This is a genomic window from Sulfurovum indicum, assembly GCF_014931715.1.
GTDB classification, from domain to species: Bacteria; Campylobacterota; Campylobacteria; order Campylobacterales; family Sulfurovaceae; genus Sulfurovum; species Sulfurovum indicum.
In genome coordinates, this window is record NZ_CP063164.1 from 669,056 (window position 1) to 682,536 (window position 13,481).

A 13,481-nucleotide genomic window follows, 5' to 3' on the forward strand; every position below is an offset into this window, starting at 1 on the left:
TCATGGCTCAGATTTTAGATGAAATTATCAAAAAGACCAGAGAGGATCTGGAGAAGCGTAAGGTAGATTACCCGGTAGAGTGGCTGGGGCGTTCACTGGCATTCAATCCTTTTGTACCAAAAGATGTACAGTCTGCCCTGCGTGCAACACCTGACAATCCGTACCGTATTATTGCAGAGGTTAAAAAAGCAAGTCCGAGTAAAGGGGTGATACGTGAAGACTTTGACCCTGTAGCGATCGCACAGGCTTATGAGAAAGGTGGAGCAGACTCTCTCTCCATTCTGACAGAACCACATTTTTTTCAGGGAGACAAAGAGTACCTTGGGATGGTACGCCGTTATGTAGCTATCCCTCTGCTTCGAAAAGATTTTATTATTGACAAGTATCAGATCGTTGAAGCATTGGCATTCGGAGCAGACTACATTCTGCTCATTGCCAAAGCACTTTCGCGCAAAGAGCTGAAAGAACTTTATGAGTATGCTCTGCATTTGGGCCTGGAAGTACTTGTAGAGATCCATGACAGGACAGACCTCATTAAAGCTATGTTTGCAGGAGCAACCATTGTCGGTATCAACCATAGAGATCTTGAAACTTTTGAAATGGATATGCGTTTGACAGAAAAGCTTATTCCGCTTATCCCAAATAACAAGATCATTGTAGCTGAAAGCGGCATCAATGATCATGAAACAGTTGTAGAGATATCAAAAATGGGAGCGGATGCATTCCTTGTAGGTGAACACTTTATGAGGCAGGATGATATCACTGCGGCGATCAGAGAAGTGAAATTCGGTCCTTTGGCAGACTCAGATACCGAAAAATAATATTGCGTAGGAGACTGTGCTCCTGCAGCACTGTTTTTTATCTTTGAAATGAGTTGGTGCCGTCAGGGAACAATACACTGAGATCTAGCTCAAGAGTTTTTTGACCACCTGGTTAATACGTCCACCGTCAGCACGGTTTCCTACTTTTGCTTTTCCTGCACCCATCACTTTACCCATATCTTGCATACTCTGGGCACCTGTTTGGTTGATAACATCTTTTAAAATAGTTTCAAGTTCTTCATCACTGAGCGGTTCAGGCAGGTAGTTTTTGACGATGGCAAGTTCAGCCTCTTCTTTCTCCACCAAGTCCTCTCGCCCTGCATCTGCAAACTGTCTCTTGGCATCTTCACGCTGTTTGGCATATTTCATTAAAACTGCTTCAATATCACTGTCGCTGAGTTCACGTCTTTCATCGACTTCGATCTGTTTGATGGCGGCCTGCAGATTTCTAAGCGTATCTCTTTTTGCTTTCTCTTTGGTCCGCATGGCTTCCTTGATGTCATTTTTGATTCTCTCTTTTAAACCCATATTTCATCCTTTTATAATTTAATACGATTATACTATAATCATACTATGAAAATAAGAATACAAGACAAAGAGTTCGATACCAAAGAGATCACACAGCTCTATCCTGCAGCGGTAGTAAAAACAGGGTATAAAGATGAAACGACACAGGTAAGTCTTGAATGGCTTGAGGTAGAGTCAAAAGGGAAGGTTGAAGTGGTAGGTTTTGCTATTTTTGTGCATCTTGGTGAAGAGAAACAGCACAGTTTCATCTTCAGTACAAGGGAAGAAATGGATGAAGAGGCAGGGCGAATTGCCAGACAGATACAGAGCAGCCGAGCCTAAAAAACGTATTTTGTACAAAAGCGGTTTTTTTTGAAAAGTTCAGCTTCACGCCGGGTGTGCATTCATGCACACCAAATGTTACTGTTCTTTCTCTTTAAAATCAAGAGAAGCAGAGTTGATGCAGTATCTTAGGTAGGTTGGAGCAGGACCGTCCGGAAAGACGTGTCCAAGGTGTGATCCGCAGGCAGAACATCTTACTTCGACTCTGGTCATACCATGAGAGTGGTCCTCTATCTCTTCGATGACATCATCACAGATCGGCTTGAAGTAGCTTGGCCATCCTGTACCGGAATCAAACTTGCTCTCTGAAGAGAAGAGGGGGGTCTGACAGCATTTACAGCTGTAGACCCCTTCGGCCTTGTGATCCCAGAACTCATTTTGGAAAGGCGGTTCCGTACCGTGGTTCAGACAGACATTATATTCAAGCGGTGTTAATTCTTTTTGCAGCTTTTCTCTATCCAGTTCTATTTTATAGCCCATAATGATCCTTTGATTGTTTTTGGTATCATAGCCAAATTTCTTTGGCTTTAAGGTTGATTATCCTATTATTCGACATAAACTTTTGGAGTATATATGACAACGTTTCAACTTTTCCTACTTATTATTGCAGGAGGTGTTTTTTACCTCTTTTTCAAACAACTTTTTTCAGGAAGCTACCCTAAACGCGGTGTGGATTTTGAAGCCAAGTTGCCTGATGAGCAGATAGGTGGTATCAACCGTCCGGACAAAACTTTTTCCAAAACGCAACAGCCGGTATCCCGTATTGAGCAGCTTATCCAAATGACAGATGAAGCCATAGAAAAAGGTGATCTTCTTGAGGCCAGAAAAGCTGTACAGAGCGCACTGATCATTGATGAGAACAATATTGAAGCACTTCGAAGAGAGGGATATCTCTATTTGGAAGACAGAGAGTATGAAGAAGCCAAAAAGGTTTATGAAAAGATCCTCTCTTTGGATCCGGATGATGATATTGCACATGACTCTCTTGCCAATGTATTGCATAAGCTTGGAGAGGATGGGACTGCGCAGATACATCATAGAAAAGCGATAGAGCTTGATCCGGAGTATGCACCGCACTATTTCAATTATGCCAATACACTGTATGATATCGGACTGAAGGATGATGCATTGGTTAATTATAAAAAAGCGTATGAACTGGATAATACAATAGACGAAGCGAAAAAAATAATAGATGAACTGGAGGGGAGAAATGAGTAGTAATGCCTGTTTTGTAACTCAGGTGGCAACAAAAGAGATATTGCTTCGTGTGACCAATGTCTGCGGTGAATGTTATGCTGACCTTCATGAGGGAGATACGATCCACTATGATATGCAAAACTACCGATTCCTCTGTAACTGCTGTCAGGAAAAGCTGTGTTCAATGATGAACGAAGAGTGTGAAATCGTGCATGATGAAGCGGAGCCGAGTCTCTTTTGCTAAAAGGAAAAGTGTTTTAGCAAGTGAATGGTTTTGGTATGCTTTAAAAAGAAAAAGCGTAATGACATGTAACTTTTCCAAAGTTTTTTGAGAAGGTGAAGTGTACTGAAAAGCGTGCTGTACACTACACGCCCACAATATATTGAATCGCATTGAAGTAACTCAAGTGATTCAGTTTTGCTCTCTTGTAGGCAATATCAAATGCCGTACCGTGATCGACAGAAGTACGCAGGATCGGTAGATTCAGACTGATGTTGATCCCTTCATCGAAGTAGAGTGCCTTCAGCGGTGCCAGTCCCTGGTCATGGTACATGGCAATATAGTGGGTGTAGTATTTTCTTGTGTTAGGGGTAAAGGCAACATCGGGTACCATGGGACCTTCAAACGGAGCATTGAGCGCTGAGCATTGAGTGCTGAGAAATTGATTGGCATTGTTAATTGCTTGAGTGATCATCTTCTCTTCATCGCCGAGTACACCGTCATCTCCTGCATGTGGGTTAAGTCCGAGTACTGCAACGCTTGTTGCGGGTTTGGCGGTATGGTAAAAGTCTATCAAAAACTGTGTCAGCTTCTCTTCGTCAATGCTGCCGGCTACCTCTTTTAGCGGAATATGCTCAGTGTAAAGAGCTACATACATTTTGGGGCAGCCGAGCATCATGATGGCATCGCACTTAAAAAAATCGCGTAAGGCATCGGTGTGTCCTTTGTAGTGTACGCCGGCAAGTTCCCATGCTTTTTTGTGAATGGGCAGGGTGCAGATGGCATCGACCTTTTTTGCTTTTGCCATCTGTACGGCTTTGAGGAATGAAGCATAGGCATATGCCCCGCTTTCTTTGGTGACTTTGCCTGGTTTGATCTCAAAGGAGGGAGCAATCTCTTCTACTGTTCTAAAGTGATTTGGTACAGGGATATTTAGTTTTTCAGCTGCCTGTTCAAGCATGATGCTGTCGATACAGTAGATAGGTTCTGCTATTTGGGAAACCTTTTTATGGTTTTCCAATGCGAGTTGGATACCGATACCGTTGAGGTCTCCAATGCTGATGGCTACTTTTTGTTTTTCCATAACACAACCTTTGTTTTCAGTATAATGGTTTTATGTTCATTTCTTTTTTCTTTGTTCATGCAGTAAAGAAAAAAAGAAACGAACCAAAGAAAAAAGAAAATGCGAAGAACTGATACGTTGTCAAAAAGCTGCCTGTAGCAGGAAACTTCTTAGGACAATTTGCGTTTTGAGCAAAATTCTTGATAGTTTAAGTTTAACTGTGAAATTGTCACTTGACACTATCGTATCAACAGTGCTTTCATATCTACAATCGCCTGTTCCAGTCCTGTATAGACAGAGCGTGCAATGATGCTTTGTCCTATGTTGAGTTCTTCGATGGTCTCTATCTCTACAATGGCTTTGACATTTTGCATATTGAGTCCGTGACCTGCGGCGACTCTCAAACCAAGTTCCATAGCGTCACAGCTGAGCAGACGGAGGTTACGCAGTTCATCATCGAGCATCTGTTTCAGTATTTTGCGTGAGAGTTCAAGTTCTTTGATCGAGTGGTGTGTTTTGGCAAGGTTGGAGTAGAGCATTGCATGAATGTTGGCATACCTGCCTGTATGGAACTCGATCCACTCAACACCAAGATCAATGGAGGCTCTGACAGCATCCAGGGCAGGATCGATAAAAAGAGAGACCTCTATCTCCTCTTTCTGTAAACGTCTGATCGCCTCTTTGAGTCTGGACTGCTCTCCTGTTACCGCAAGGCCGCCTTCAGTGGTAACCTCTTCACGTTTTTCAGGTACCAGTGTAACGCGATGGGGTCTTAGTTCGCAGGCAATATCGATCATGGCCGGTGCGATAGCACACTCAAGGTTCACAGGAAGGGCAGAGAGTTCAATGATGCTTTTGGCATCGGAGTCCTGCATATGCCGTCTGTCCTCACGCAGATGAATGGTGATCTGGTCCGCCCCGGCACGTTTACATATGCCAAGTGCATCGAGGGGATCGGGATCGGCTACTTTTCTGGCTTCTCTTAAAACAGCAATATGGTCGATGTTTACACCCAACAACATGAAACTTCCTTGCATTTTTGATAAGTCTGATTATAGCAAAAGTTTTTAAGATAGGATTTGTATAATCACCAAATCACCACTTAAAGGAGTGCAAATGTCGGAAAAAAAGCCGCTTCCGGTCAGTCGATATGCCGATATCAAACACAATATCGGAAATGGACACCCTACCATTTTGGCATTTGGCATGAGCCACTGTTACAGTTGTCTTGCTATGTCTAAAGTATTTGCCCAGATTCTGGAAGAGCATCCGGAGTATCAGATCTATGCTGTTGACGGACAGAAAGAACGGATCATAAGCCGTGATATCTACAAACTCAAAGAGATGCCGACACAGATCTTTTTTGATGCTGAAGGCAATGAGATATTTCGGCATACAGGGGCATATAAAAAGCCTGTACTTGAGATCATTATGAAGAAATACGGCTTTATGCAGTGTTAGAGATGACCTTAACCAACATTATGGTAAAATCGCGACAATATTATTTTTTAACAAGGCTGAAACATGGCAAAAAGAAAGATCAAAAAGGCTGTACTGGCTTATTCGGGTGGGCTTGATACAAGTATTATCCTTAAGTGGCTGCAAGATGAATACGAATGTGAAGTGGTGACTTTTACCGCCGACCTTGGACAGGGTGAAGAGGTAGAACCTGCACGTCAAAAAGCGTTGGATATGGGGATCAAACCTGAGAACATCTTCATCTTGGATCTTAGAGAAGAGTTCGTAAAAGATTTCGTCTTCCCAATGTTCAGAGCCAATGCGATCTATGAAGGAGAGTATCTTTTGGGTACTTCCATCGCCAGACCGCTCATTGCCAAAAAACAGATAGAGATCGCAAAAGAGACAGGGGCTGATGCGGTCAGTCACGGGGCGACAGGAAAAGGAAATGACCAGGTACGTTTTGAGCTTGGTTATCTTGCACTTGATCCCGATATTGCGGTGATCGCACCATGGAGAGAGTGGGACCTTAACTCCAGAACAAAGCTGCTTGAGTATGCAAAGAACCATGGTATCGACATTGACGGTAAAGGTAAACCGAAGCCTTACTCGATGGATGCGAACCTGCTTCACATCTCTTATGAGGGTGAGTGGCTGGAGAATCCGTACAATGAGCCGGAAGAGGATATGTGGCTCTGGTCTGTCTCTCCGGAGGAAGCACCGGATGAGCCTGAATACATTACTATCACCTACAAAGAGGGAGATCCTGTGGCGATCAACGGTGAAGAGATGACTCCGGCCACGATCCTTGAGAGCCTCAACACATATGGAAAGAAACACGGGATCGGACGCATTGATATTGTTGAGAACCGTATGGTCGGCATGAAAGCACGCGGGTGTTACGAGACACCGGGCGGAACCATTATGCTTAAAGCACACCGTGCTATCGAGTCGATCACGCTTGACAGAGAAGAGGCACATGCCAAAGATGAGATGATGCCAAAATATGCCAAACTGATCTATAATGGTCTTTGGTGGTCTCCTGAACGCAGGATGATGCAGGCGGCCATAGATGCGACACAGGAACAGGTAAACGGTGAGGTCAGGCTCAAGCTTTACAAAGGGAATGTAATGGTTGTAGGACGTAAGTCTGAGAATTCCCTCTACTCTGAAGAGCACTCAACTTTCGAAGCAGATGAGGTTTATAACCAGAAAGATGCAGAAGGGTTTATTCGTCTCAATGCACTGCGTTTTATCATCGAAGGGAAAAAACAGCCGGAGCGTATTGCAACACTGGTAGGTGACTATGATGAGGTAGAGGTGTGCCATATTGAGACAGGTTCAACAACCATCTGTCAAAAAGTAAAACAGTTCTTTAAAAAGCTTATTGGTAAAGGTTAAGTGATCAAGGGACTGCAACTTATGCGGTACTGATCACTCCAGGACTTCTTTCATCTCTTTCAATATTTTGGAAGGGATGAACCTTAAAAAATCTTCCCGAAATAGAATGCTCGGAATAAACTCCAAAAAGAGATAGGCAATCCACAACATCGGATAGAATATATAGTATTCATACTTGAAAGAGTTGAATGTATAACGTTCTTTGAACCACTGTGTTGCACTTTTAAGATGGTGGTAAAAAAGAAGTACCTGCATGGCAAAGATGGAACCCCAGACAAAATAGGTCATGCCTGTTATCAGGAGAGCTCCTTCTATGCCGTATATACCCATCACTGCAGCTAAAAAAACAGCGCCATAGATTGCAAAAGAGCCAAAACCTATGGTAGCGAAGATCACCAGTGCAGAAAAAATGAAGAGCAGTGCACCACTGAGATAGAAAAGCTCCAAAAAGCTTTTCTGCTCTTCAAAGGTAGGGCTGAAATAGGCACCTGCCAGGATAATGCCAAAGAGTGCGAGAATGGTTAAAATCAGATAACTGTACTCTTTCATATCTCTCCTCTATAGGTACGTATTTACGTACGCTATGCGATTTCGTATAGTTTTATAAGGCTCTCTACCTCAGGTTTGCGGCCCAGCCACTCCCGGTAAAGTTCACTCATCTCTTTGGCTCCGCCGTTGGCAAGAATGATCTCTTTGTATCCCTTGGCACGCTCTTTGTTAAAACCTTCCTGCTCATCGAGACACTCAAAGAAAGCATCGGCACTGAGTACCTCTGCCCACTTGTAAGAGTAATACCCTGCAGCATATCCGCCTGCAAAGATATGGGAGAAGCCATGCTGGAACTTGTTATAGCTCGGCGGTTTGAGCAGAGCAGTCTTCTCTCTGATCTTGTCAAGGAGTGCCTGGACCTCTTCACCCTGATAGAGCTTTTGATGCAGCTTGAAGTCAAAAAGCGAGAACTCAACCTGACGCAGAATACCAAGAGCGGCCTGAAAGTTCTTTGTCTCTTTGATCTTTGCCATAAGTTCTTCAGAGATGGGCTCCCCAGTTTCATAATGGAAACCAAAGCGTTTGAGAATAGCAGCTTCGTAGGCAAAATTCTCAAGGAACTGGGAAGGGAACTCCACTACATCCCAGGCAACACCGTTGATACCGGAGATCGAACGCTCCTTGCATTTTCCAAAAAGGTGATGGATGGCATGTCCCATTTCATGAAAAAGAGTGACGACATCATCATGGCGCAGTAAAGAAGGGGTGGTTTCGGAAGCAGGTGCAAAGTTGCATACGACAAAGGCTGATGCAAGATGTTTTTTCCCCTCACTGTCGATGAAGTGTGTCTCCCAGTCAGCCATCCATGCGCCGCCACGTTTCTCTTTACGTGCTTCAAGGTCGAAGTAGATACGTCCTGAGAGCCTCCCCTCTTCGTATATGTCAAAAGGTTTGACGCACATATGCCATGTCGGAACATCTGCGGGCCTGAACTCTACACCAAAAAGTTCCGAAACGACATCGAGCAGTCCCTGAAGTACTTTTTGCTGTTCGAAGTAGGGCTTTGTCATGGTGTCATCAAAATCGAATTTCTCTTTTTTGAGTTTTTCGGAGTAGTAGGCAATATCATATCCGGCAAGCTCTTCGATACCGTCACACTCTCTGGCAAAAGTTTTGAGCTCCTCAAGTTCCTCTCTGGCTTGCGGCAGCGCTGCATCGGCGAGTATATCAAGAAACTCCAGTACCTCTTCCTGGTTTGCGGCATCCCTTGTCTCGAGTGCATACTGAGCATAGTTCTCAAAGCCGAGTATTTTTGCTTTTTCCTGTTTCAGTGCAAGGATCCTGTCGATCACCTCTGCATTTTCGGGAGCTCTGGTGCTGTAAGCTTTGGAGAGAGCTTCTCTGTATCTGCGGTTGGGGCCATAGGTCATATAGGCAAGGTAGCTTGGGATCTGGAGGGTGAACCTATAGACCGTTTTGCCGTCGATCTCTGTTCTGGCAGCTTCAATATCTGTTTGGGGCATGCCTTTGACATCTTTTTCATCTTCAATGATCAGTTCATAGGCATTGGTTGCATTGAGCAGGTTCTGTGAGAAAGCGTTGGAGAGTTCGGAGAGTTGAAGGGAGATCTCTTCAAGCCGTTTTTTCTCTTTTTCGGGCAGATCGATCCCGGAGAGTCTAAAGTCCCTTACATCATATTTGACAACAGTCTGCTGCTGGGGATCATCTGTTCGTATCTGCTCGATTTTTCTGAATAGAGGAACATTCTGTGCCATCTCCGAACTGAATTTGGAGAGCAGAGGAAGTGATGCTTCATATGCTTTTTGTGTCTCTTCGGAGTTCATGACCGAGTTAAGATGGGAGAGAGGAGTAAAAAAGAGATTTAACTCCTCATCGAGATCCTGAAGCGGTTTGAGTATACTGCCATATCCGGTTTCACTCGTTTTTGTGATCTCATCGATCTTTTTGCGCTGTGCATTGAGAAGCGTTTCGAGTTGCTGGGGAAAAGTGTCTAAGTTCTCTAGTTGAAAGGTTTGAAACATGTTGCTTTATCCATTTAGAAATTAATTTGTGTGATTGTAGCACATCGACTGTTAAGGGTACCTCTAGCAGCATGTTATCTCTGTACAGTACTGTCGGATGTGCCCTTAGTATTAATAAACTTTAGCTAAAATATTAATAATTTTAACAAGTATAACCCTAAAGGATAGTGAAAATATGAAAGTACTATTGATCAAAGATGTTAAATCACTGGGAAAAGCCGGAGAGATCAAGGAAGTAAAAGACGGATACGGACAGAATTTTCTGATCAACAAAGGACTGGCCAAACTTGCAACTCCAGAGGTGGTGGAGAACTGGAAAGCAGAACAGGCACGTAAGGAACAGGAACTCAAAGAGGAACTTGCACGTCTTGAGGCGGAGAAGAAAGAGCTGGAAGAAGCAACGATCAAAATTGAGAAACAGGCAGCACCGGTCGGGATCAAAGGTTCTGTAGGCAATGCTGACATTGCGGCAGCAGTCAGGGAACAGCTTGGGATTGAGCTTGATAAAAAGCACATTAACCTTAAAAAAGCGCTCAAGTCCACCGGTATTCATGAAGTCGATGCCAAGTTGGGACATGGCATTCATGCAATGTTGAAAGTAGAAGTAGTAGGTGTCTGATGTTTGAAGCAACTACGATACTGGGTTACAAAGCTGACGGGAAAGCTGTTATCGGCGGTGACGGACAGGTCACATTCGGTGATACGGTACTTAAGAGCAATGCGACAAAGATACGTACTTTGTATGAAGGCAAGATACTGGCAGGATTCGCAGGCAGTACGGCAGACGCTTTTAATCTGTTCGATATGTTCGAGGGATTTTTGAATGAGAAGAGAGGAGACCTTTTCAAATCAGTGATCGCCTTTTCCAAAGCATGGCGGAAAGACAAGCATCTGCGTCAGCTTGAGGCGATGATGATCGTTCTGAACAAAGAGCATATTTTCATCCTTTCCGGAACCGGTGATGTGGTAGAACCACAGGATGGCAGGATCGCTGCCATTGGAAGCGGCGGAAATTATGCGATATCGGCGGCAAGGGCATTGGATAAGCATGCAAACCTTGAACCACGAGATCTGGTAGAGGAGTCTTTGCAGATCGCCGGAGAGTTGTGTATCTATACCAATACGAATATAAAAATACTGGAATTGTAAATCGGTTTGTGGTAGCAAAAGTTTTTTAGTAAAGGGCACTTCTAATAACCCCATACGCCCATAATGGGTTTTGCAGATGTGAGATTTTGCAAGAGGCTTTCAAGTCCTGGCCAAAGCCAAGACGATGGAAGCCTCTTGTGAAAGATCGCGTCTGCAAAGCCCACCCTTTGGGCAATGCCGGCTTTGCTCTATGCGGCGTTACACTTTTTCGACTTAGCTACGGCTAGGTCTGTAAAGTGTGCCTTGCCTAGAACAAAGCCGGCAATGTTATGAGCATATGGGGTTATTAGAGGTGCCCTAAAGAAAAAAGAAAGGCTGATTTACTGATATCTCATCATAACTCTTTTCTGTAAAACAGTGGGAGGAGTGGTATGAAGGCCTTGAATAACAGAATTATAGGAGAAATGTTTGGATAATTTAACACCAAAAGAGATCGTGTCGCACCTTGACAAGTATGTGATCGGACAGCATGATGCCAAAAAAACAATCGCTGTAGCGCTGCGCAACCGTTACAGACGTATGCAGCTTACCCCCCAGATGCAGCAGGATGTCACTCCTAAGAACATTCTGATGATCGGAAGTACCGGTGTAGGTAAAACAGAGATCGCACGCCGTCTGGCAAAAATGATGCAGCTGCCTTTCATAAAAGTTGAAGCGAGCAAATATACGGAAGTGGGCTTTGTCGGACGTGATGTAGAATCGATGATCCGTGATCTGGCGGTTACAGCAATGAACATTGTACGTGAGTCGGAGAATGAGAAGAACAAAGAGAAGATCGCCAACTATATTGAGAATAAGATCATTGAAAAACTCCTTCCGCCTCTTCCTGCCGGTGCCAGTGAACAGAAGCAGGCAGAGTACGATGCATCTTTTGCCAGAATGCAGGAGAAGTTTGCCAAAGGAGAACTGGATCATCTCAAGGTCAAGGTAAACATCCCAAATAAAGCGGACTTTCCTGAAGAGGGGCTTCCTCCGCAAATGATACAGGTACAGGAGTCCATCGTCAAAGTACTTGGCGGTATGGGAAAAAAGGGACCTGAAAAAGAGGTAACTGTTGCAGAGGCCAGGAAGATCCTGGAACAGGAAGCAAGTGAAGTGCTTCTGGATGAGGAACAGCTTAAAGAACTGGCCAGAGAAAAGGTAGAGAAAGGCGGTATCGTTTTCCTTGATGAAGTAGACAAAATCGCTGTGGCAGCAGGTTCCCATAACAGACAGGATCCAAGCAAAGAGGGAGTACAGAGAGATCTGCTTCCTATCGTTGAAGGATCAACGGTCAATACCAAACTTGGAATGATCAGAACGGATCATATTCTTTTTATTGCAGCAGGGGCATTTCACCTGAGCAAGCCGAGTGACTTGATTCCTGAACTTCAGGGACGTTTTCCTCTGAGGGTGGAGCTTGAGAGTCTTAATGAAGAGACACTGTACCGTATCTTGACAGAGCCCAAAAACTCACTCGTTAAACAGTATCAGGCACTTTTGGCAGTAGAGGGTGTAGACCTGGTATTTGAAGAGGAGGCACTCCGTGCCATTGCACACTATTCTCTGCTTGCCAACGAAAAAACGGAAGACATAGGAGCCAGACGTCTGCATACAGTCATGGAAAAAATCATCGAAGAGATCAGTTTTGAAGCTGATATGCATAATGGAGAAACGATCAGGATTACCAAGGCTATGGTCGATGAGAAGATAGGCAGTGTTGTCGAAGATGAGGATATGACACGTTATATATTATAGTGAAAATGATGGAGATGGGAGTAATGGAGAAAAATGTTTAATCAGGGAAAAGAAGATACCAGGGCAGGATTTGTGGCAGTAGTTGGACGACCCAATGCAGGGAAGAGTACGCTGCTTAATTATATTGTAGGTGAGAAACTTGCCATGGTCTCAAAAAAAGCGCAAGCCACACGTAAGCGTATGAATATCATTGTGATGCATAAAAATGCACAGATCATCTTTGTGGATACACCCGGCATCCATGAGAAAGAGCGTCTGCTTAACCAGTTCATGCTGGATGAAGCGCTCAAAGCGATGGGAGACAGTGACCTGATCATTTTTTTGGCACCTGTGACGGACAAGCTGACAGAGTATGAAAAGTTTCTGGCACTCAATGAGGCCAAGGGGACCAAACATATGATAGTGCTGACCAAGATCGACCATGTAAAACAGGGGGATATTCTAAAGAAGCTTGGAGAGTATCAGAAGTATCAGGATAAATTTGAAGCGATTATTCCCTTCTCTGTAAATAAAAAGGTAGGAAAGGAGCAGCTGCTTGATGAGATCACCAGGCATTTGCCTGAATCTCCCTGGCTATTTGATCCGGAGATCCTGACCACTGACAATATCCGTGATATCTACAAGGAGTTGATACGTGAATCGATCTTTGAAAACATGAGTGATGAAATCCCTTATGAAAGCGATGTGATCATCGATAAGATCTATGAGGAGGATCATATAGACAAAGTCTATGCAACGATCGTAGTGGAGAAGGAGACCCAAAAAGGTATGATCGTAGGGCAGAAAGGTGCGGGGATCAAGCGTGTCGGAAAGCTTGCACGTGAACAGATGGAGCGTTTCGCCGGCAAGAAGATATTTCTTGATCTTCATGTCTCTGTTAAAAAAGGCTGGAGCAAAAATAGAGAAAGCCTGGAAGAATTTGGTTATATTGTATAAAGATATTGATTGCAAAAAAGTTGATCTAAACCCTTTGGGTCAAATAGTTGACAATTAAGAATAGTTATAATTTTTTTACTATATTGTAAGATAGTTTTAATATTATAACATATATAATT

Annotated in this window: 16 protein-coding genes; 10 read left to right on the top strand and 6 right to left on the bottom strand. The window is 43.8% G+C overall.

All coding sequences use genetic code 11. The features are described 5' to 3' along the window. The first annotated feature begins 2 nt into the window (after window positions 1-2). Window positions 3-821, top strand: a complete 819-nt coding sequence (gene trpC / locus IMZ28_RS03435) for an indole-3-glycerol phosphate synthase TrpC (RefSeq protein ID WP_197549352.1) — start codon at window positions 3-5, stop codon at window positions 819-821. Window positions 822-905: 84 nt separating this feature from the next. Here trpC and IMZ28_RS03440 read toward each other — a convergent pair whose 3' ends face one another. Continuing rightward, on the bottom strand, window positions 906-1,349 hold the full coding sequence (locus tag IMZ28_RS03440; RefSeq protein WP_197549353.1) for a GatB/YqeY domain-containing protein: 444 nt from the start codon (window positions 1,347-1,349) through the stop codon (window positions 906-908). Between the two features lie 45 nt (window positions 1,350-1,394). On the opposite strand from IMZ28_RS03440, the gene IMZ28_RS03445 reads away from it, so the two are divergent. Then, complete coding sequence (locus IMZ28_RS03445; RefSeq protein WP_197549354.1) at window positions 1,395-1,670, top strand: phosphomannomutase; 276 nt, start codon at window positions 1,395-1,397, stop codon at window positions 1,668-1,670. Window positions 1,671-1,748: 78 nt separating this feature from the next. Here the strand turns inward: IMZ28_RS03445 and msrB are convergent, their stop codons facing one another. Continuing rightward, window positions 1,749-2,150: a peptide-methionine (R)-S-oxide reductase MsrB gene (gene msrB / locus IMZ28_RS03450; RefSeq protein ID WP_197549355.1), complete on the bottom strand. Its 402-nt coding sequence runs from the start codon at window positions 2,148-2,150 to the stop codon at window positions 1,749-1,751. Window positions 2,151-2,243: 93 nt separating this feature from the next. On the opposite strand from msrB, the gene IMZ28_RS03455 reads away from it, so the two are divergent. Further along, complete coding sequence (locus tag IMZ28_RS03455) at window positions 2,244-2,888, top strand: tetratricopeptide repeat protein (RefSeq protein WP_197549356.1); 645 nt, start codon at window positions 2,244-2,246, stop codon at window positions 2,886-2,888. Then, on the top strand, window positions 2,881-3,111 hold the full coding sequence (locus IMZ28_RS03460) for a hypothetical protein (RefSeq protein ID WP_197549357.1): 231 nt from the start codon (window positions 2,881-2,883) through the stop codon (window positions 3,109-3,111). The genes IMZ28_RS03455 and IMZ28_RS03460 overlap by 8 nt, the downstream gene beginning before the upstream one ends. Before the next feature lie 121 nt (window positions 3,112-3,232). Here the strand turns inward: IMZ28_RS03460 and pdxA are convergent, their stop codons facing one another. Further along, window positions 3,233-4,171 carry a 4-hydroxythreonine-4-phosphate dehydrogenase gene (pdxA, locus tag IMZ28_RS03465; protein ID WP_197549358.1) on the bottom strand — a complete coding sequence of 313 codons (939 nt, stop codon included), beginning with the start codon at window positions 4,169-4,171 and terminating at the stop codon, window positions 3,233-3,235. A gap of 218 nt (window positions 4,172-4,389) precedes the next feature. Beyond that, the gene (locus IMZ28_RS03470; RefSeq protein WP_197549359.1) at window positions 4,390-5,172 is read right to left on the bottom strand and encodes a pyridoxine 5'-phosphate synthase; all 783 of its coding nucleotides are present in this window, start codon (window positions 5,170-5,172) and stop codon (window positions 4,390-4,392) included. Window positions 5,173-5,266: 94 nt separating this feature from the next. Here IMZ28_RS03470 and IMZ28_RS03475 point away from each other — a divergent pair, with 94 nt between their 5' ends. Both IMZ28_RS03475 and IMZ28_RS03480 read left to right on the top strand, forming a co-directional pair. Further along, on the top strand, window positions 5,267-5,611 hold the full coding sequence (locus tag IMZ28_RS03475; protein ID WP_197549360.1) for a thioredoxin family protein: 345 nt from the start codon (window positions 5,267-5,269) through the stop codon (window positions 5,609-5,611). 63 nt (window positions 5,612-5,674) lie between these two features. Continuing rightward, window positions 5,675-7,009 (top strand): argininosuccinate synthase, encoded by a 1,335-nt coding sequence (locus IMZ28_RS03480; RefSeq protein ID WP_197549361.1) that lies wholly within the window; start codon window positions 5,675-5,677, stop codon window positions 7,007-7,009. 33 nt (window positions 7,010-7,042) lie between these two features. On the opposite strand, the gene IMZ28_RS03485 is transcribed toward IMZ28_RS03480, so the two are convergent. Further along, complete coding sequence (locus IMZ28_RS03485; RefSeq protein WP_197549362.1) at window positions 7,043-7,558, bottom strand: hypothetical protein; 516 nt, start codon at window positions 7,556-7,558, stop codon at window positions 7,043-7,045. A gap of 32 nt (window positions 7,559-7,590) precedes the next feature. Then, entirely contained in the window at window positions 7,591-9,540 is a 1,950-nt protein-coding gene (locus tag IMZ28_RS03490; RefSeq protein WP_197549363.1) for a M3 family metallopeptidase, read from the bottom strand. A gap of 175 nt (window positions 9,541-9,715) precedes the next feature. Here IMZ28_RS03490 and rplI point away from each other — a divergent pair, with 175 nt between their 5' ends. From rplI to era, 4 genes are all read left to right on the top strand, one after another. Next, window positions 9,716-10,159, top strand: a complete 444-nt coding sequence (gene rplI / locus IMZ28_RS03495; protein WP_197549364.1) for a 50S ribosomal protein L9 — start codon at window positions 9,716-9,718, stop codon at window positions 10,157-10,159. Then, window positions 10,159-10,689, top strand: a complete 531-nt coding sequence (hslV, locus tag IMZ28_RS03500; protein ID WP_197549365.1) for an ATP-dependent protease subunit HslV — start codon at window positions 10,159-10,161, stop codon at window positions 10,687-10,689. Before rplI ends, hslV begins: the two co-directional genes overlap by 1 nt. Before the next feature lie 408 nt (window positions 10,690-11,097). Continuing rightward, window positions 11,098-12,426 carry an ATP-dependent protease ATPase subunit HslU gene (hslU, locus tag IMZ28_RS03505; RefSeq protein WP_197549366.1) on the top strand — a complete coding sequence of 443 codons (1,329 nt, stop codon included), beginning with the start codon at window positions 11,098-11,100 and terminating at the stop codon, window positions 12,424-12,426. Between the two features lie 33 nt (window positions 12,427-12,459). After that, the gene (gene era / locus IMZ28_RS03510) at window positions 12,460-13,362 is read left to right on the top strand and encodes a GTPase Era (protein ID WP_197549367.1); all 903 of its coding nucleotides are present in this window, start codon (window positions 12,460-12,462) and stop codon (window positions 13,360-13,362) included. Window positions 13,363-13,481: the final 119 nt, after the last annotated feature.